Consider the following 20,706-nt stretch of genomic DNA (forward strand, 5'->3'; position numbering starts at 1 on the left):
TGGATTTAGAATTTGCTAAATATTAGATTTACCTAGTATGATTTTTCCAGCCATGTCATTGTTATCACAATCATGTAACTGTCCTGGTAAATAGTAATTATTAAGATTTTGAATGGCATTGATAAGCTGAGGTAGGGAGTTTTGCTTTCCTGAAGCTTTTTCCTCTAGAAAATTCTTGAAATATGTTTCAAATTGTAACAGATCATTTTGCTCAGGCTCTACGGTGTTTTTCCTATGTCCCACCCAGCAAATCTTTGCTAAGATATGAGCTGGAATTTCACGCCTGATCAAGTTTTCAGCAAATTTTCTAAAATTTATATCAGAGAATCGTTGCGTATATCCTGGTAACACAATGCTCAACCTAAACGAATAGGGATCGCTGCTACAAGATTTGGTACAATCATCAGCGCAGATGGTAAGGTAATGATCCTCTTTGACCTGATTTTTACCCTCAGGGAGCAATAGAATATGTTCTAAAACATGTATTCCTTCATCTGAAAATGTAAATGCTAGAAACTTTAATGTTTCCAGAACTGCGTTTCTGACTTTTTCCAAAGAGTTGAAAAACCTATACTGTCTTGCTATGATCCTTTTGGGATCATTGACAGATTTGATTCTTGGGTTGATGATATTGAATGAATACTTACCGTTTTCGGATTTCACCAATTCCACTACATCTACAGTCTTCCTTTTGAAATTACCATTTTCAATATTTGAAATTGCAGCTTTATCAGAGTTGATTGCTTTATAAATGTTTTGGTACATTTCTTTTTCTGCATCATGAAAGCTGTCATAGTTTTCTGTAGCAGTCAATATGATTTGGTTGTCATCATCTCTTATTCTCCATCTGTATTGAGTGGCATTTACTTTATAGAGTTCTACATATTTCTCTGTGATCGTTTCCCTTTTGTACGAATTGTCGGCTGACATCTTGATACCTAGCAATCCGGCAATTCTATTTTCTAAGCCAGATACATTGGTGCTGTTCCAAAGGTTATCTGCACTTTGTTTATAGTAGAAGAAAGCGCCAGCTCTTCGACTGCTGATATGATCATAGTTTTCTAAAAACGATTGCTTGTTGGCGTTTACAATTTCCTCTGAAGAGTCACCATAAATGTTTTTCATCAGAAATGCATAATTCCCAAAGTTCTCTGCAAATCTTGCAATCAGGTGATTTTTGATCGTAGATATTCTCTTTGCCTTGTTGTCGAATTTATCGAACAGTGTACTAGGATCAAAATCTTCAAAATTTGCAATTAGGTCTTCTATTCCCTTCATACTGGAAACTACTTGTGTAAAATAGCTGTCTTCAAGATTATTTTGTATAGCAAGTTGTTCTTTTACTCGCTCAAGCTGCATAAAATAACTAGCTAAAACTTGATCAAAAAATAGCAAGTAAGCCTTCAATTGTTTCACTTGAGCATGCCTAAGTGGTGGTTCATTTGTTGAAATACCATGTATGCCAATACCATAGTTATCTGGGAAATTCAATGAAATACTTTGATAACCACTTAGCTGATAGCGTGCTCCTTCAGGCAATTGAAGTGTATTATTAAGTGTTTTGTTTTGTAGTGATTGGGCAATATTTTTATATAATAAATTTTTATAATCCTCAATTTTTTTGGGACTCATATTGATTGGTAAGCCTTCTTTTTTGAATGAAAAAGTACTTTGATTTTTACAAATTGCAGGCTTATGATTTGGCTTCAAGCAAAGATTCCATGCGTCTTCATTTCCTTTTGAGTCTTGACAAAAGCTAATGCTAATATCATGGATAAGCTGAACCCCATCAATCTGAAGTATAAGATTGATCAAATCACTTAATCTAACTGCATTTCTCAATTGACTTTTGGTCAAGTCATCATCTAGGATAAAGCCGTGATTCAGGAGCGGTCCATCAAAAATAGTCGTGATAGGATGACCAAGTTGTATCATTTCCCCTAGGGAATACCATTTAATTTTCGGTGAAAAATAATCTTCAATAGTCAATAAAATCTTAGCTTGTATAAGGTTTTCATCAGCAGTTGGATGAAGTTCGATGTCTGCACATATCTTTACTTCTTGTTTCTCTATCTTTTTGATATCAACCAAGTCTTCACACAGATTGCGATTTGCATGATAAACATTTCTAATACTTTCGATTAACTGTCTTTCATTTTCAATATTATCATCCAAATCTAACCATAAAGTATAAAGTCCTTTTACTGGTGTCTGATGAGTAAGATCTTCTGGAATTCCTTCCAAAATCTTATTGCTTAGGCTCACTTTTCCATCTTTACAGTTGACATAAAGGGTCTTAGAAAAGGGAGCTAAAAAACAATTATTGATTTGAAGAGGTGCTACATCCAAAAAGAGTTTTCGATAATCCAAACTAGTCAAAGCTTGATTAGTCAAGATTTGATGTGCTTCATAGAATTGTCTAAAATCATCATCAGAATGGAGAAGATCGGAAATTGGCATATTGATTCTAAGCCCTAAATCCGTGATGGCATAGCACAAAATCTCCAAAGTTGTAATCCCAGGATCATGGGTATTGTAATCTGTCCATAGTTTTCCTCCAAACTGCTCTATATATTCGATTCCCTTTTTTCTAAGAAAATCAAAATCCATGTCATCTAATGATTGAAGATTTTTCGATATCGTAAGGTCAGAAAGTGCCATAATTTTAGACTTTGCTACAGTGATCTTCGGATAGGTTTATGCTGTGTAATATATCGCTAACTAGGATATTCTTTGGTGAACTTGGTTTAGCTGAATGGCTTTCAATCTTATTATTTACCTTCATCTCAAACTTTGAAATGTGACTTATATATTCAAGATTTTCAATAAAGTATATGATTCTGCTGCGATGGTACTCTCTATTGAAATCTATAGGCCGATCTCTTTCAAACGCCCATGGTGATAGGTGTCGAGTGAGGTCTTCGTTCAGTTTAGCTTGGTAATGGTTGAAGTCCAATCCCTTATTAAGAACAATATTCACATTGATGCTCACTATTTCATACTCAGGATTGATGACATGAAGTTCTACTGATGGGCTAGTATGCAAGCTTATGAAAGCTTTGATCTCATCTAATTTGGACCTGCTGACTCTAGGGTAGGTGATAGCGTCCAGATTGATTTGCTTGATAAAAGGAATGACGACAATAGTTACATGTCCTGGTGCATTGAAGCAATCAGGCTTGGAATGGTTCAAGCATTTTACAATCATCAATTCAGGAAATTCCTCCAAGATAAGTTGCTCAAAATCCCACATGGTGATAGCCCTTTGTTTGTGCCTCAATCTTTCAGACGCTCGCTTATAGAAGTCTCTGTCCAACTCAATACTTCTTCCTCCAAAGCTTTCGTAAGGTTGATAGACTCCCTTTATTTGGGGAATGCGTTGCTCGATTTTTGAGATGGTTTTGCTGGGTAGTGGCTCTGGTAAATGGTTTGCAGAGAGAGGGTTTTTCAACTTAAGCTTTATCGCCTGTGCATGAATGTTGAAGCATTTGCTCACAGCATTATGTTTTGTATCGATGGTCGCAGAAAGCCAAACCAAATTAGGTTCAAATACGGAATTGTTTTCATCAAGAATTTCTGGTAGAGCAATTTTAACCAAACCAGATCTTAAAAAATTGTTCGTTTCATTCACTAAAATGGCATTATCAGGTAATTTTTCCCACTTATTTTTGGACAAAATGTGCCAAGAGATAGGCGATGAAATAGATTCAAGAGGATCCTCAGTACCTTCATCCATTTGGAAAAGTAATGAAAGTATATCTCTAGATTTGCAATTCTTTAGACCTAGAAATAACTTCCCGGAGGGAGTATAAGAATTGGGAAGTAAAGTTTTGTGCTCCATTTTACCGATCCCAAAGGGGTGAATGTGATAGACACTCACATCATTGCTATTGCTTGAGAAGTCTACTCCTGCATGATAGCTGAATTCCAAATCACTAGCTAAAGGAGTATAAGGTTCATTTGGCAATATCTTCTCAGCGTCATTAGAGGTCAGTACCATGGCTAAAATCTTTGGGTAGATCTCGTGCAAGAATGAATTTTGAAGGTTGACTCTGATTTTTGAAGTCGGATAATTCTTAATTTGATCGACTAATTTTAACCGAAAAGAATTGTTGTCATTTTGAAAGAGTTGATTACTATCGGGATTGAGATTCCGAATTTTAATCCCATTTTCGAGCAATTCGGTGGATACTTTAAAATCATAAGCTCCATTTACAATTTTGGTACTTTGTGTATTATTTTGTTTCAGTTCTTCATTTTTTTCTAGTTGCTTTTTAGTTTGCTCATCAATACTTCCTTTGTTCCGCTTGATCATTTTTATAATATTGTCCTGTTCTTTTTGAAGTAGATAGGCATGTCTTATAGAATTTGCAAAAGCACTCGAGGAAACAGGTTTTTTTGCCTCTTCGATATAGGCTTGATAATGATTAGCAAAATCTTCAGGTGTATTTTTCCAATCAAATGCTAATTGCAAAAATGTACAATGCTTAGAAAATGCCTCTGGATAGGAAAAGCTAAAGCTAGATCCCTTGAACGGCCTAGTGGTAAAGGGGTAAAATGGTTTTTGAGGATTGATCTGGGTATGGTCATTTTCTAAAAGGATATTTTTTACCTCAGTGACCTCAACATTTACTTTAATATTCTGAATAGCCTTACTGCTAAGTTCTCGGAATATAGAAAAACCAGTGGGTGAGTTGGTATCAACTTTAAACTTTACACTTGGACTTTCATTTAATTGAGGTACAGAAGATAAGATACCAATAGGGGGAAAGTTACTATCCAGCTCAATTGACAATATGAACTTTCGGTTATGTGAAGACATTTGACTGATCAATGCCGGGTTGATAACAATCCAATCTTTCGCAGTAGAAATTGATAATTCTACATTAGATTTGAATTGATTGATATTGAAGCTTATGCTTTGATGAAATTCAAAATCTAAAATTATCAACCTCTTGCCTTCCTTCAATTCAAGTATGGGAGAGCTTAAGATAAAACCTAAGTTTGGTTTGAATGAATTTGAGTCAGCTAGTGAATCATCAGGAGTATAGCCAAATGGCCACCAATTTTCACCATTCTTGATAAAATCACTTTCCTCCTCTGCGAAGTCTTTTATTCTGAAAACATTAATAGCATTTGAGTCACTAAAAACGTTTCTTATCGCCTCGATTTCTATCTTATTGATACTAGATTCATCTGGATTGAAATAAAGTAATGGCTTGCCATCATTACTTTTTCCTGCATTGAATGTTGTATTTGCTGGTATTTGATACTGGAGCATTTGCTTGGCCAGCTCAATGATCACATACACGCTATCTGCTATAGGCTTCTTCTTTTCTAGCTGTAAGACATTCTGATAGTAGAAATCTAAATGCCTCTTGCTTAAGTCATTAAATCTGTCTTTACTTTGATCCAGAAGTTGTATAAATGCCATGAAGAGCGTCAAGTGTGGAGATAAATCTCCTTTATCTTTGAACTCTTGAATGGTTTTATGAAGAGCTTCTTTGATTGAATTCTGTTCAAATGTATTTTTGAATTTGAGGCTAGCCTCACTTAGGTTCAATTCATTGAAAAAGTCAGCCCAATGTCCATCCTTGATATTATCTTCATTGAAAAAATTCAGTTGATAAGCTAAGTTGTAGGCAAATAGAACCCAGTCCTCATGATCGAGATCTATGAGTTGGGTTTGAGAAGGATCCAAATCGGTCAAATATCGATTAGATTGGCTACTGCCATTTCTCATCAAAATGTTTAATATTTTTGAGTCAGGTTTGCTCATTCTTTATTCATATTTCAATTCCTTCATTTTTATAAAAAGGGAAAACCATATTCCTTCTGGAGTTTGTCGCTCTTACTAGGTAAGCTATATTGATAATCACTTTTCCATTTATTATTTGATCTTCATAGATATCGATTTTTTGGACTGCTATGCGCGGCTCATAATATAGTATAGCTGTCTTTATCAAATCTGAAATGTAAGTGATCAAAGTTCTGTCTAATGGGTTAAATAGAAGTTCTTGCAGATTGCAACCAAAGTTTGGATGCATAAGTCTCTCGCCTTGACTGGTAGAAAGCAATATCTCTAAACTGCTCTCGATATCACTTTCAGCCTCTAGCATGTTGACTTTCCCTGATTGCTTTTGAAAGGTGGGTGGAAATGTCCAACCTCTGCCTAAGAATGGTTTTTGATCACTCATATTATCCTATTAAAACTGTGAATTCACCTGCCATGATGCTGCCCCCATGAGCTGTAGCATCACCCATACGAGCGGCGGGCATGCCATTGATCAGTACCGTAGAAGAACCTGCGATGATGCTATCTGGTGGCCCTGTACAAGTCGCCATATCTCCCACACGAGCAGCAGGCATGCCACCGATCAAAACTGTAGGCTCCCCCGGTGGAAGTATGGGGCCTCCCACATGCGGTACTGTCCCAGTGACCATTGGGCAAGTGTGCATATCGTTGATTCTTGCGGCGGGTAAACCCATGAGCTATTATGATTAATTGATCTGAACTATGCTCCCTTTAACCACAGTGGAAGCGCCACTGCTTATTTCTGCTCCAGCATTTCCCTCAAGTTTAAGTTGAGAGTTTGCACTGGCTTCGATATTCATTCCTTCAAGCTTGAGCTCTCCTGATGCTTTGATAATTAGGTCTTTTCCAGAGGAAAATTCAATCCCATTATTATCCATAATGATTTTGTTCCCATGATCATCCTCCAATGAAATTTGATCAGAACCTTCGTCTATATTGATTCTTTTACCACTTGGACTTTCGATACAAATAGTCTTGGAATCATCATTGAAGGTGAGTTTAAGTTGACTTCTTGTAATGATACCTTTTTGGTGATTGTCGTCCGTTGCAGAAATAGGGGAGGGCTTGGCACTGCTATGTAAAGCACCTAATACAACTGGCTGATTTGGGTCTTCATTTAGAAATCCCACGATCACTTCATCGTTGATTTCAGGTAAGAAAGAAATCCCTCGGTTTTCGCCAGCATCCAGTGAACTAATTCTACACCATATTCCTTCATCTTCCATGTTGATGATTGGAATTTTTACCAAAATTTTGTCTTCTCCATCAGGATCTTCCAATTGACTCACAATACCTATTTGCAAGCCTTTTATCGCAGGGAATAATGAAGATGCTGGTGGGCTATGTATGGGGTAGGTTTCAGAAAACCACTCTGGATTGAGTCCGAACTGAACGTCTACTGTCCAATTTCCATCTTGAATCTGATGATATACACCAGACACCCAAGCTTTACCAGAAAACCTATCACCCACACCTTCAAGGGATATACAAGAGTCTGGAAGTACCTCTGGTATGCCTTGAAACTTCACACGACCACGTATCTTGGAGAGCGTTTGGTACTTCATCTTGGCATCACTCCATGATTGAAGCATTTCATCTGCTATATTTCCTCCATTTTTCATTGCTAGATCTTCTATCCCTATGACTGATGCCAATTCAGAATGACTGAAATTTCCATGCAATGGAAGATTTTCGATATCACTTTCTGTGCTTACTATCTCTTGCTTAGATTCATCCCATGATGTGGATCTTACCTTTTTGAATTGATTTCTTGCGTCCATTTCAGCCTCGAACTCAAGCATATTGGCACCATAAGTCAATTTTTGAATGGATTCATTATCTATAGAAGGAGATTTGATATGAATCTGTCCATCTGATATAAAACAAAGCTTACCACAGGCTTGAGCACGTGTGACTACAAAGTCCCAATCAGTGCATTGGTATTTCACAAGCTTTTTGTGCGAATAATTGGTATTCTCTATTTCAGCTTTCAATTCATATTTTGATATCAAGGTGTCGATGGCATCACTATCACTGATGTCATGAAATGTTTGTGAACTACTCGCCACAGTCATCTTGACTGCCATGTCCTTACAGGTGATTATGAGCAAAGAAGAGCTTCCTTTTACTTTGATTTGGTGCTTTATTACAATTCCTTTGAAGATTGTCGCTTCGTCGTTGTGATACCCAGCTGTGATCACCACAGATTTGCCAGGCATCAGCTCTGCCATATTGCTAAGTTCAAAATCTCTAGAAGACGGATCTCCATCTAGAAATATCAGGCTAGCACTAGGTATCTTGTTTACTTCCTTGTAAACTGATGCCCTGAGGAGCTGAAATACACTAGATAACTGCGTGCCATCTATGGCAACTGTGACAGTAACTAGGTCTGCACTTCTACTCGTACTGATAGTTTCTGAATTACTCATTTAGCCATTTTTTCTAGAGGTGGAAAATAGATTTTCATACCGATTTTTAAGGTTCTGAAATCATAGATCCTGTTTGCTCTGGCGACTTCCAAATAGTATTTTGAATCACCATATATCCTATATGCCATGAGTGGAAGCGTATCTCCATTTTTGACTTCTCTGTAATGCGTGAGGTCAGGCGACTGATTGTTTTCTATAGCTACACGAAGGTTGTCTTCAACAAAGCCTATTAGCTTTATACTCGCAATTGCTCTAATTGGGGTTCCATCAGCCTTGAATAGCTTAAAATTTATATCCAAACTATTCAAGACGCCTTTGAACAATAGAGAACCCCATGCAATTTTCAAATAATTGGGACGGTGCTGCTCACCCTGGTAGTCAAATACTACTTTCTTAAAATGCTCTATATCATCTATGATACCATTCTCAAGTAAAGGGCTATCCAGCAAAGCACCAGTGCGATCAAAAAGAAACTCGAAAGTTAGTTCCTGAGGTAAACTTTTGGCAAACTTTGGTGCTGTACTACTTGTTCCAGGTGCTTGATCTTCATTTTGGACGGTAGTATAGTTAAAGCTATAACTTTCAGGATTGAGCAGTGCGGTATAAGTTCCTTCAGGAACTTCATCCTTGAATTCTTCATCACTGTACGCCTTGATGAACATCTTACTTAATGCACCCGAATTGACCATTATCTTTCTTTTTTTCTTGCTATAGTTTCCATTACTGCTTCTACCACTTCCTGTAGGATACCATCTGAGGTATTGGAATCTTTCTGAGGTTTATCCTTCTCTGGAGTGACATTGATTTTAATATGCAGTTCTCGGATTTCAATTGGCATTGGCTATTTGATTACTTTGAAATAATTGTATCTAAGTTCCAGAGTCTCTATCATGATTTTGCTTTCCATGGCGTTGAGATCTTCGATGCTCCATTTGACAGGTAAGGCATTCACTACCGACCAGCTAATAAGTGGCTCATGTTTATCATTGAGTAGTTTGATAGTCAAATCTATAGGTCTAAATTCAAAATCCTCAATGGCTTTTCGACACCAATCTATAAGTTGAGAATTAGGCACTAAACCTCTCTTCAAAACCAAATTGCTAAATTTGCTTCTCAATGGAATAGCATGTTTGAACCTGTTTTCACCACCTTCGATTACTTCTTCTATCTCAATTTCTGAATTGAGTCCTGACACACTTTGGAACTGCATGTCAAGCTCTTGATCAGATAATCCAGAGAATTCTACTTTGAAGTGGAAGCTTACGGGTGGATAATAGGTCATGCTCAATCATTTGAAATGGTAAGACCCTCGTGCACTAATTCCATCGACTCAATGGCTACTTCGTTTCCATCGGCCTTTAAATCAGTGGATTGAATCTTGGTAGGCCAAGCATTCTTAATTTTCCAAACGACTACTGGTTCGTGCTCCTCGTTGAGTAAAGAGATGGTCACATCCCTTCTGTCAACTTTGTTCATAGAAATGGTTTTATACCATTCAAAGTATTCGTTATCAGAAGCAAAGGTTCCTCTCTTCAAGGTGATATTTGCTTCTTTTTTTAGACCTGGCATTTTGATTTTGCCATATTCTTTACTTGCACCATGCCGATACTCTATGACCTCTGTTTCCACGTCAAGACCTGATACCTCGGTAAATCCGATTTTTGTTCCACCCCATTCTACTTGAAAGTGGAATTTTGATAATGGATAGCTCATTTTATTGCTGTTTAGGAGTTTTTATGATTTTATGATTCTTGCATTTTGTGAGAGAAATTCAAAACAATGAATTCGGCAGGTCTTACTACAGCTAGGCCTATTTCGACTATCATGTATCCGTTTAGAACATCTTCCGGAGTCATTGTTTGGCCTAATCCAATTTTCACATAAAAAGCATGGTCAGGTGTTGCACCTGCGAGTGCTCCAGCTCTCCATTGTAAAATCAGAAAATTCTCAATCATAGCCCTAACTTTCACCCATGTATTGGCATCATTTGGCTCAAAGACAAATTGCTCTGTGGCTTTTTTGATGGATTCCTCAGCCATATTGAAAAACCTGCGGACAGGCACATACCGCCACTCGTTATCGTTACCAGCGAGTGTTCGTGCTCCCCAGACCATGATTCCTTTTCCAGTAAAAGGTCTGATGGCATTGATAGATTTTCCTGCCACTGTGTCGATATTCAATCCATCTTGAATATCTCGATCTATCAATGTGGTGACATCGACGACATTGTTCAAGGTATGATTTGCTGGGGCTTTCCATACACCTCTGGTACTATCGACAGTTGCATATACTCCAGCAATGGCTGCACTAGGGGGTAGGGTAAGGTATTCATTGGCTATGGCTACATAAATGTTTTTTAACGCTGGAATGGATTCAATAGCAGCCTCTTGTCTGGTTTTTACCATATTGTCCACCGTGTCTCTTATAAAATCTATAGAAGATCTCAATATTGCCCAATGACTTGCAATATCAGCGATATGAGGAGAAATCAATGCTATTTCATCTTCACCATCAGTGAAATAATCGGTAGGTGAATCTGAAGGATCAACTGCTAAATTAATCCCTGATGAAGAATTTAAAGTAATAGTTGAACCTAAACCATTCTCGCTATCTGCAATCATCTTCCTTAACTCCTCAATAATTTGATGTATGGACCCAGAATCAATTGAATCCTCCAAGTTGGCCTCTAAAGATTCGAATAAAAAACCATCTAAACCTTTGTGCTTTAATGTAATATTATTTAGAGTTCCTTTGTCTATTGTATCACTAATCATGTCTATGACTTCTAGATAAAAATTCAACAGGTGTTGCAGATTAGTTCTTGAAGTATTCAACCTTAAGGTATTAGCCAGACTTTCGAACCGATTTTCCAGAGAAGTGAAATTATTAGTTTTGATAGCATTGAGCGCATTATTGATAGCTATTTGATCATCTATCAGATTGTCGAGTTCATTGGCAAGGCTTTTTGCTGCATTATCCTTCACCAAAGAAGAAAGTGTTACATCAGCACCATTTGATTTTATCTTTCCTTTGATGTCTTTGTAATTCACCTGTCTTGGTAAGTTTGTTTTGAGCCATGGTGAGTAAGCTGCTCCATATTTCAGGAAGTTCATCCCAATGCCATTTCGAAAATCATCTACAATCTCTGAATAGCTTTTGGCCTGATTTTCTTTCAGGTCAAAAATGCAAAAGCGGTCTTGAAGATCATTGCATTGCCGTAGCATTGCGGTGTGAAGATCATTCATCGCTGATTGGTTCATCATGGCAGCATCCGGAGCAAGGAGGATGGTAGGCTCATCTTGTTTTTTGATGGCGGATAATCCCATGAGAAGTCCTGAGGTATCTACCCCGTTTCCGTTTTGAATGGTGTCACCATAATTTCCCACAGATACTACATAGCATGGACCTCCACCATTTGCATAAAAAAGTCGAATGGCTTCGTACATGTAATATTTATCCTTGATATCAACGGAAGAGACTTGATTCAAGGCATTCAAGTCTATTGAATCCACTGTGACATCTGGAGCATCCCCAAAAAAACGCACATAATCTAATACTGAAGTGATTCTCGTGGGTTTATTTCGCAAATCTCCATTGGTGATTTTTTGCGCTTTTTTTGTGTATCCTATGAAAGCAGGGATTGCTGTTTCTACTTGTGCCACAGAAGGTGGGAATTTTGAAATTTCCCTCACATAGACACCGGGGGTTTTGTACGTACTTGCCATGGACTGATTGATTTTTAGTTGTTTATGAATATTTCTGAGTATGCTTGATTGCCTTCGATTGCGATTTTTGTATTACTTGGATTTGGAAAGTAGCAATCGTAATCCTCCATTCCATTGAGTTCTGTTGTAGTCAATGGGATATAACCTGTTTTGGTAAGGGGCAGTGACTGACTAGTGGTCAAAGATTCTCCTGACTTCAATATGTACTTCCAGATAGTGGCTCTGTTTTGAAATTGGATTTTATAGGTTAGATTCTCTTTTACTTTGAATTCATCTTCAATTATGCTCATGTCAGCCAAAGGTGTTTTGGCTTTCAGAGAAATCACACCTATACATTGGCTAGGAAGAGGGGATTGATCCACTAGATTATGAACTAGTATATCACGAGGTATAGCATGATTCTCATTGATGATGCTACTCTTGATAAATTCCATGTGGGGTAAGTAATCCCATAAGGGATGGTTTGTGATCATGAGAAAATGATCACGCTTCCAATCTAATGATGTATAATTGAGAAATTCAATGTCACGAAGCACCAAATAAAATTCAAGCGTTGTATCAGCACTAATTTCTATCAAAGGAATATTGTCATGATTGAGTTGTCCTATCAAGTGTAATTCGAAGTTATTTTTCCGAAGGACTAACCGATGGTTTTTTATCAATTGCTTGGTTTTTGGAGTAGGAATTACATTCAAAAAACTACTAAAATCATATTTAGCGAGCATTTCAGCCTTTTCATTTTCATTTAAATCTTCAAATGACGTTTGACCTTTGTTCAAAAAGTAATTATGAAAAACCTGTATGGTAAAAATTGGACTATATGTAAATTGACGGGCCATAATCAGGTTGTTTTTAAAGTTATCTGAGTGATTATCGGAGCTTGTAGAAGTGGATTTTTTAATTCAATCAGGACTACACTTATTTTATAGATGACAGAGAGTGTTTGTTTTCCTCCAATTGTGCCCCAGATTTGATTCAATTCATCAAAAGAAGGGGTATATAAATCAACAGTTATCTTAAAATCTTTAAGGTTTTTTAATTCTTCGCTGTCTCTATTGAAGTAGGTGTTTTTATCTGTAAAGATTCTTTTGCTTTGAAAAAATGCTATGATAAAAGACATGTTTTTCAATGCATTATCATAATCATTGAAATTGCTACAGCAAAGGATAAAAAGATTCAAGGGTACCTTACTGTTGAGCTTTTGACTTTTGGCACCGACGGTTACTACATTTGGGACATTCTTCAAAGTAAAATCTTCCACCATGTGAAGTAGGGATATGACAACCTTGTCCGCATTAGCATCGTCAATGTGCTGTCCTACATGGTCTAATTTCACAATACTAGATTGTTCAGTATGCTCTCGAAATGCATTATCTAGATCTGATGAAATTATATGTAAAGTTTCGTATAGCATATCCTTTCTAAATAATTTTACCTTCTTTTTTGTATTCCCTTTTTATCCCTTTGATAAGTGTCTCATCTTTAATTTTCTTTTCGCGTCTAGATAGCGTTTGTAGACCTGCATAATGAAGTACATTGATGATGTTTGCCCCATTCAAATCGTATTTTCTGGCAAGGTTTTCTACAAAATCCATGTTTTCAAATGGCAACTTCTCAGGTATAGAATTTTCCCATATTCTAATTCTTTCTGCTACTTTCGGCATTTCAAACTCAATAATTGTATTAAATCTTCGGGTAAATGCACTATCTATATTGCCTTTGAAGTTTGAGGCTAATATTACGAGACCTTCATGATTTTCAATCTTTTGTAATAAGTAAGATACCTCCTGATTGGCATATTTATCATGAGCATCTTTTACATTGGTTCGTTTACCAAAAATGGCGTCTGCTTCATCAAAAAAAAGTATCCAATCTCTATCTTTTGCTTCATCAAACAGGAAAGAGAGATTCTTTTCTGTTTCACCAATGTATTTTGAAACTACTTGCGATAGATCAATTCTATAAACATCCTTATTGGTAAACTTGCCTAACAGAGTTGCAGTTAGGGTTTTTCCTGTGCCTGAGGGACCATAAAACATAGCGATAAAACCTCTACTCACTTTTTTACCTAGAATTTTATCAGCCAGTAGCTCATCGTTGTGTTCTAGCCAAATTTTAATTTCACTGATTTGCTCATTAGTATTTGGGCTTAGGATGAGATCTTCCCATTCTAATTTAGTTTGTAAGCGTTGAGCAGGAAACTTGCTACTGACTGAGGGCTTGTAAGTTTTATTGAAAAGAAAAAGCTCTACATAGTTTCGATTCATTGACAAAACTCCACTTGTAAAAGGATCTGAGTCAGCTACTGTATTGGTGATGATATTTTTTTTGAAGAAAAGATGATCTTCATCTAGAAGCTTGAGGTATTTTAATCTTAAGATTAAGCTTTCACCTGCCAGGAGAAAGAGGAGCAAATCGCCATTTGGCAATATTCCTCGATGATTTTTCCCTTTTACTCCTCCCAGTAATGGATTATCTATTTGTCCCTGCATGGATTCTTTGAAAATTGATAATAAAAAAATAGGGTTTAGGTAGGGGGTCAATGTTAAGAGAAGGAGAATTATTTCTTCAATCGTAAGCTTGTATTCTGCAATGAAATTGTCAAAATATTCACCTCCAAATGATTGGACACTTAAGTCTATCTTTAGCTTGGGATTCTTACCTCTGAAGCTAAATACATCAGTTAAAAATTGATTAATTAACCCAACATCCATAAAAGATGGTTTTAAAATAGTAATAGAAACAAAACTGAACAAAACGTGGGATACAAAACTCTTATGGAAATGGCTATAAAGGGGAATAACAAATTTCAATAAGAAAACCTTTGAGCATTATACTAAAGGACCTGAAGTCTATTGCGAGATTGTTAAAAGTTCAAGCTGTTTAAAGTAAACCTAACAATACCAATTACTTTCAAAATATGTTTCAATAAATCACTTTGTATTTATTGTAAAATCTTCAATTTTCTAAGAGCCTAAAAAGTCAAAACTTAAATACTATTCTCAAAAATAATGAATTCAAATCCAGCCAAAATGATGGATTTGAACTTATAAATCATCAATTACCTAAATTTAGTAATTATTCAATCAAATAAAAATTTATCCTACATTTTTTTAATAATGCAAGTTGAATGTTTTGAAAATGTAATGTTTAGTAACAGGAATGTTTGTTGCCACCTTAAAAACTTGATTAAAATTATTTGGTTCAAGAAAACTAAACAAGCATGGGAGGTAGGGCAGCAAGCTATTTTGAAAAATCCTGTCAAGCAATTTATCGAACCACAATCATTTTGGAGAAAGATGCAAGTTGGATTGGCTTGACAGGATGTTGATTTTTTGAATGGGAGTGTTTAATGCCTGATGATGATTTTCGTATTACTGGTGCTCATCTCTCAGCAGATCATTTACAGTTTTTACAGGATTGAAGGTAATTAGAGGAACTTCTACAAAAATTGTATTCCATCCTGCCATTGCACCATTCCAAAGACCTGGTAGTTCCAACGCTTTAAGTTCTCTACCACTTTTTGATTTTTCGGTTATAAATCCAGTCTTCATATCTCTGAACATTAATAAGTCGAACTTTTTACCCTTGTAATCTTTTGTGCCACATACCAAGTCAACTGGATTGAAATGTGTAGATTGCTGTACAAGAATTCTGAGCTTCGGGTCTTGCATATTGATCTGTGCTGTTTCTGCAATCTGCAGAGATTGACTTCCATCTTCCTCTTTCACCCAAAATGGTCCCCCTCCTGGCTCGCCTGTATTTTTCACCATACCACATACCCTGATAGGTTTATTAAGTTTTTGGAAAAGATGCTTACCTTTTTCCATGTTCGACATTTTGTCGAAATCCTCGGATAGGTTGATCCCAAACTCTTTTTGGAGGAGAGAAATGGCTGTATTGATGGTATCTTCTTCAAAATCATTTTCTAAGGATTCTAATGCTTTAAAAACCTGATCTTGAACATTTAAAAGCATTCCTCCTAAACCAATTTTAAATCGTTGAGTAGTGTCTTTGATTCTATCAGGGACTACATTGTCAATATTTTTGATAAATATCAAATCTGCATCTACTTCATTGAGGTTTTCTAGCAATGCGCCATGTCCAGCGGGGCGAAAGAGTACTTCTCCATGCTCTTCAACAAAAGGACTGTTGTCCTTATTGACCGCAATGGTATCTGTACTTTTCTTTTGCTGGGAGTAACTAATTTCAAACTTAGTTTGCTCCTTATCTTCTAATTTTTGTTTGATTTGGTTTACTTCAGCTTGAAACTTTTCTTCATGCTCTGGAGAGACCGTAAAATGAATTCTGACCGTATTTCCGTGGCCCTTGGCATATTGTAAACCTTCTATGAAATGCTCAAAAATTGGAGTTCTATTTTCATCTTCATATTTATGAAATTTCAATAAGCCTTTCGGTAAAGAGCCGTAGCTTAGACCCTTATCTTCTAATAATGTTGCTACAATCTCTTTGTATTGCTTATTTTGAATAGCTTCCTTGATACTTGATCCTTTAGCTTTCAAAGCAATGTCTAAATCGTCATAAAATGCAAATTTTCTAATATTGATGATGAATTTCTCCGTGAAAGGACTTTTTGTCAAATCTCCATCTCCCTCTAAAAATGAGAAGAGGTCTTTGAACATTCGGGAGGCTGCACCACTAGCAGGGACAAATTTTAAAACTTTCAGATTTTTAATTTTTTTAGAATAGCTCTTTTGAATTTCATTCAATTTGGACTCTGAGAGTTGCTTTATGCCATTGTCTGTGGTGGCAGGTGCAACTATTGGTAAAAAAGGAAAACCCTCTTCAAAATGGGTGATTTGTGCCTTTGCTTGATCTAAAGACATTCCCTGAGCTAAAATTTGCTTTTCAATCTCTTGGTTCATGATACTTCAATTAAAATTTTGTTTTCAATATAAATATTGATTTTGGTAAAATAAAAGGAATCCTCTATCAATAATTTAAGATTCGAAAACTTACTAGTTCAGAAGTAGTTTTCTGGGCAATTATATTGAGGCTGTGATCCGTAACTTGCAAAATCCTTGGATATCCTCCAGTAACTTGAGCGTCTCGCATGAGTACTATCAGATTGCCCGAAGGTGTCAGTTGTATGGTACCTGGGTATACAGGAGCAGTTAATATATCTGGGATTTGATGGATAAGATTACTCTTAAGTTGGATCCCCATACGACTTGTGAGTTTGCCAATGGTGAATTTGTGTTCATGCAGCTGCTGCTTTATGGCTTCGGGTAAAATATCCCAATCAGGACCAGGGTACACATCTATCTTATTGGTTTCGAACCATGCATGGGTCAGTTTTGGGTGAGAATTTTGGGGAATGGCTGCATCTGGATCTGTTGTGTAGTGTATAATGGTGTCTTTACTAGCTACTTTTTGATCACTAATTCCTTCAAACCAGCTTCTACTTTCCAAAATAATGGGACTTAGAATACCACCTTTTACTCCCATGTAGAGCCATTGTCCTTTTATAAAATGTCCTATACGAACTCGATCGTTTGGCTGAAGGTATAGAAGCTTGCCGATGGGCTGTGGAATTTCATTGAGAAATATTTCAGCAAGCGCACCTGTAAACACGACAGTCGCAGCCATTTCAAAAACCATTTCAGGTCCTAGCAAGGCCATCTCTAGTACTGCGGCTTCCTCTCCATTGTCTAAAAGTAAATTAGCAAGACTGTATGAAAACTGATCCATGGCTCCAGAATAAGGTACTCCAAAGTCTGCATAACCAAATCTGCCATGATCTTGAACTGAGGTCAATAATCCTGGTTTAATGAATCTTATTTTGGAATTTGATTTAAGCATTTTTCCAAATATATTGACCTTCCGACACTTCTTTTGCAATGAGTTCATAATCCGAAACGGATACTGACTCAAAAATGATGTAGTCCCCTTGGTCAGGTATTACTGGTGGATTGAACCTCAAATCAAAAAACTTCAAAGGCGAACGTCCTATGATATGCCAGCCACCTGGACTTGGCATAGGGTAAATGCCAGTTTGCTCCCCACCGATGCCTACAGAACCTGCGGGGACGTAAATGTCAGGGTTGGACTTTCGTGGAAAATGAAGACGTTTATCAAGCCCTCCTAAATACATGAACCCCGGCAAGAAGCCATAGAAATGCAACTTATACTCTTGAGAAGTATGCATGTGAATCAAATCTTCTAAATCAAGACCCTTGCTGACGCAAAACTTCCCAAGATCTTGTGCCAACGATGTATGATAGCATACGGGAACTAGCCATTTTTTTGGGTTGTATGGACATAAGCTTAAATTTGTGATTTGTAAGCTATCTATTATTGAATTGAGCTCTGATCCTTTCATCTCTTTTGCAAACAAAATCGATAAAGTATGGTATCCCATTCTAATTTCGTATATAATCATACGATTTTGCTCTAGCAAGGCATTTTTTAGCGTAATTTGCTCTTCAAGAATGTCCACGGAAATTGCATTAGGCCATTTGATCTCAGCGAGATTAGGTTGGATCAATCTCCAAGAAATGTTCATACTTTAGCTTTGAATGTATTATAGATAACTTTCACAATTTCAAGTACGCTGGGATTATCACCATGTATGCATATCGTATCAAAATTCATTTTTATGGTTTTGCCAGAAATTGTTTTGACACTTTTGTTTAGAACCATTTCCATCATTTGATTTTTCACTTTGGCATGATCTGTAAGTAATGCAAGAGGGTGAATTCTTTCAACTAGTTTTCCATCATCGGTGTAGCTCCGGTCAGCAAAAGCCTCTCTTAGGATCTTTATCCCCGATTCAATGGCTACATTTTCTATGACGGATTGAGGGGGAACGTATAAGTTTAGATTTGAAAAATTAGTTTTCATCATCTCTACAAACCATTGAGATTCTTGTGGGTCGATGCTTAGTGTATTATAAAGCGCTCCATGTGGTTTGATGTGGTTCATTTCGACTCCTTCATTTTCGCATACGCTTTGAAAGGTAGTTATTTGTTGGGCAATGACTTTTTGAAATTGATCTTGAGTTAATACAACATGTTTTCTACCAAAATTTTTTGAATCTGGATAGGAGGGATGAGCACCTACTTTTATACCATATTTTTTACAAATCTGTATTGATTCTCTCATGCTATTAAGATCGCCAGTATGCCCACCACATGCTATATTACAACTACTTAGATATGGGATCAATGCTTCATCATTGCCCACGCCTTCTCCAATATCAGCATTTAAATCAAATGGAAGTTTGTATTCATTCATCAAATCAAAAATAACCAATTTTTATCACTACAAAACTGAAAAGCCATGTATAAATTGGAAGCTTCAAAAGTTTTGTATATAATTAGCTTTTTACATTTTGATAAAACCTATGATGACCGAAAAAAGGAAATTAACTTTGAAGGATATTGCCAAAGCTCTTGGGCTATCTGTTTCTACTGTTTCACGGGCACTTAAAGCTCATCCAGATATCGCTAAAGAAACCATTGAATTAGTAAAAAAGTATGCAGAGGACAATCATTATGTTCCCAATTTGCTTGCAGTGAATTTTAGAAAAAGCCGAACTTATAACCTCGGGTTGATAGTACCAGAAATAGTCCATCACTTTTTCTCAACTGTAATCAGTGGCGCAATAAGCGAAGCCAACAGTCAAGGCTATAATATATTAGTGACCCAATCGAATGACCTGCTTGAGGTAGAAACTAAAGCAAGTCAAATCATGCTCAATGGAAGTGTAGATGGACTTTTGATATCTATTTCTAATGAAACTACCACGGCAGAGCATTTGAATGCATATTTATCAGAAGGCAAGCCCATAGTTCAATTTGATAAAATTACCGATCATTTGTCATGTCCCAAAGTGATCGTTGATGATTTTGAAGGAGCCTACCAAGCCACTACACACTTGATCAGTCAAGGATACAAGAGGATAGCCCATATACGCGGAAGAAAAGATGTAAAAAACGCTTGTGATAGGTATGAGGGATATCTTCAAGCTTTGAGAGATGCAAATCTACCAACAAGTGATGATTTAGTAATGTGCTGTAGTGCCATAAGTGAAGAAGAAGGCTATAGTTTTACGGCTGAGTTGATGGAAGGTCGCACTCCTCCGGATGCAATTTTTTGCATCACAGATTTGGTTGCTTTTGGCTCATTGAAGTATCTGAAAGAAAAGGGTTATGCTATCCCCGATCAAGTAGGTTTGATGGGCTTCAGCAATTGGATGATTTCGGAGACAACTACACCGACACTCAGCACCGTCAATCAACACGGCTACGAAATGGGTAGAGAAGCAACCAAGCTTTTGTTGCAATTGATCAAAGATCAGAACTTGAATAGCGAAGATACTACCATTTTGAAGACGGAATTGATCATTAGAGAGTCGAGCATGAGGCAAAAAGGGTGATCAAAGTCATTGATGATCCTGATTTTACAGTCAGATTGATTTACAAAAAACACAAATGAACGCAATCATAATAAAGAATTCACATCTTAATTTTATATTTTTGTTCAGATTCTAGTAAGTATGCAGTTATTATTCTCACTTCTTTCATTTACTATTCTGTATGGCCTTTTGATACTCTCGATTTATCCTGAGCGATATTTGAAGAAAATTAGTCACAGAATGCATCACAAGAAAGCACCAGACCATGAGAAATTCGCTCTTGCTGGCCCTATTTTTTTATGCTTTTTGATTGGTTACATTTTGGCTTCTACTGCGGTCTATTTTATTCATTTTGAT

The 20,706-nt window shown here is 36.7% G+C and carries 18 protein-coding genes; 1 reads left to right on the forward strand and 17 read right to left on the reverse strand.

The annotated features are described in order from the left end of the window. Window positions 1–15: 15 nt before the first annotated feature. The 17 genes from MM214_RS00755 to pxpA form a co-directional block, all read right to left on the reverse strand. Complete coding sequence (locus tag MM214_RS00755; protein WP_241290895.1) at window positions 16–2,661, reverse strand: YegP family protein; 2,646 nt, start codon at window positions 2,659–2,661, stop codon at window positions 16–18. A 4-nt stretch (window positions 2,662–2,665) separates the two neighbouring features. Next, the gene (locus tag MM214_RS00760) at window positions 2,666–5,779 is read right to left on the reverse strand and encodes a baseplate J/gp47 family protein (RefSeq protein ID WP_241290897.1); all 3,114 of its coding nucleotides are present in this window, start codon (window positions 5,777–5,779) and stop codon (window positions 2,666–2,668) included. Window positions 5,780–5,786: 7 nt separating this feature from the next. Beyond that, window positions 5,787–6,197, reverse strand: a complete 411-nt coding sequence (locus MM214_RS00765; protein WP_241290899.1) for a GPW/gp25 family protein — start codon at window positions 6,195–6,197, stop codon at window positions 5,787–5,789. A gap of 1 nt (window position 6,198) precedes the next feature. Further along, window positions 6,199–6,489 carry a PAAR domain-containing protein gene (locus MM214_RS00770; RefSeq protein WP_241290901.1) on the reverse strand — a complete coding sequence of 97 codons (291 nt, stop codon included), beginning with the start codon at window positions 6,487–6,489 and terminating at the stop codon, window positions 6,199–6,201. Window positions 6,490–6,501: 12 nt separating this feature from the next. Next, window positions 6,502–8,244, reverse strand: a complete 1,743-nt coding sequence (gene vgrG / locus MM214_RS00775; RefSeq protein ID WP_241290903.1) for a type VI secretion system tip protein VgrG — start codon at window positions 8,242–8,244, stop codon at window positions 6,502–6,504. Continuing rightward, entirely contained in the window at window positions 8,241–8,933 is a 693-nt protein-coding gene (locus MM214_RS00780; protein ID WP_241290905.1) for a CIS tube protein, read from the reverse strand. Before MM214_RS00780 ends, vgrG begins: the two co-directional genes overlap by 4 nt. Further along, entirely contained in the window at window positions 8,933–9,082 is a 150-nt protein-coding gene (locus tag MM214_RS00785) for a DUF5908 family protein (RefSeq protein ID WP_241290907.1), read from the reverse strand. The genes MM214_RS00780 and MM214_RS00785 overlap by 1 nt, the downstream gene beginning before the upstream one ends. A gap of 3 nt (window positions 9,083–9,085) precedes the next feature. Then, window positions 9,086–9,526, reverse strand: a complete 441-nt coding sequence (locus tag MM214_RS00790; RefSeq protein ID WP_241290909.1) for a phage tail protein — start codon at window positions 9,524–9,526, stop codon at window positions 9,086–9,088. A 2-nt stretch (window positions 9,527–9,528) separates the two neighbouring features. Beyond that, window positions 9,529–9,957, reverse strand: coding sequence for a phage tail protein (locus MM214_RS00795; protein WP_241290911.1), 429 nt, complete (start codon window positions 9,955–9,957; stop codon window positions 9,529–9,531). A 29-nt stretch (window positions 9,958–9,986) separates the two neighbouring features. Then, complete coding sequence (locus tag MM214_RS00800; protein ID WP_241290913.1) at window positions 9,987–11,969, reverse strand: phage tail sheath family protein; 1,983 nt, start codon at window positions 11,967–11,969, stop codon at window positions 9,987–9,989. Between the two features lie 14 nt (window positions 11,970–11,983). Continuing rightward, window positions 11,984–12,808 carry a hypothetical protein gene (locus tag MM214_RS00805; RefSeq protein WP_241290915.1) on the reverse strand — a complete coding sequence of 275 codons (825 nt, stop codon included), beginning with the start codon at window positions 12,806–12,808 and terminating at the stop codon, window positions 11,984–11,986. Between the two features lie 2 nt (window positions 12,809–12,810). Then, complete coding sequence (locus tag MM214_RS00810; protein ID WP_241290917.1) at window positions 12,811–13,383, reverse strand: DUF4255 domain-containing protein; 573 nt, start codon at window positions 13,381–13,383, stop codon at window positions 12,811–12,813. 7 nt (window positions 13,384–13,390) lie between these two features. After that, window positions 13,391–14,683, reverse strand: coding sequence for an ATP-binding protein (locus MM214_RS00815; RefSeq protein WP_241290919.1), 1,293 nt, complete (start codon window positions 14,681–14,683; stop codon window positions 13,391–13,393). A gap of 660 nt (window positions 14,684–15,343) precedes the next feature. Then, complete coding sequence (locus tag MM214_RS00820) at window positions 15,344–16,855, reverse strand: DUF4301 family protein (protein ID WP_241290920.1); 1,512 nt, start codon at window positions 16,853–16,855, stop codon at window positions 15,344–15,346. 67 nt (window positions 16,856–16,922) lie between these two features. Then, entirely contained in the window at window positions 16,923–17,792 is an 870-nt protein-coding gene (locus MM214_RS00825) for a 5-oxoprolinase subunit C family protein (protein WP_241290923.1), read from the reverse strand. Continuing rightward, window positions 17,785–18,495, reverse strand: a complete 711-nt coding sequence (locus tag MM214_RS00830) for a 5-oxoprolinase subunit B family protein (RefSeq protein WP_241290925.1) — start codon at window positions 18,493–18,495, stop codon at window positions 17,785–17,787. Before MM214_RS00830 ends, MM214_RS00825 begins: the two co-directional genes overlap by 8 nt. Continuing rightward, on the reverse strand, window positions 18,492–19,226 hold the full coding sequence (gene pxpA, locus MM214_RS00835) for a 5-oxoprolinase subunit PxpA (RefSeq protein WP_241290927.1): 735 nt from the start codon (window positions 19,224–19,226) through the stop codon (window positions 18,492–18,494). The genes MM214_RS00830 and pxpA overlap by 4 nt, the downstream gene beginning before the upstream one ends. Window positions 19,227–19,335: 109 nt before the next feature. Between pxpA and MM214_RS00840 the strand changes: the two genes are divergently transcribed. After that, a complete protein-coding gene (locus MM214_RS00840; protein ID WP_317208377.1) occupies window positions 19,336–20,370 on the forward strand; it encodes a LacI family DNA-binding transcriptional regulator in 1,035 nt (344 codons plus the stop codon). Window positions 20,371–20,706 lie beyond the last annotated feature (336 nt).

Source organism: Belliella kenyensis, assembly GCF_022549675.1.
Taxonomy (GTDB): Bacteria; Bacteroidota; Bacteroidia; order Cytophagales; family Cyclobacteriaceae; genus Belliella; species Belliella kenyensis.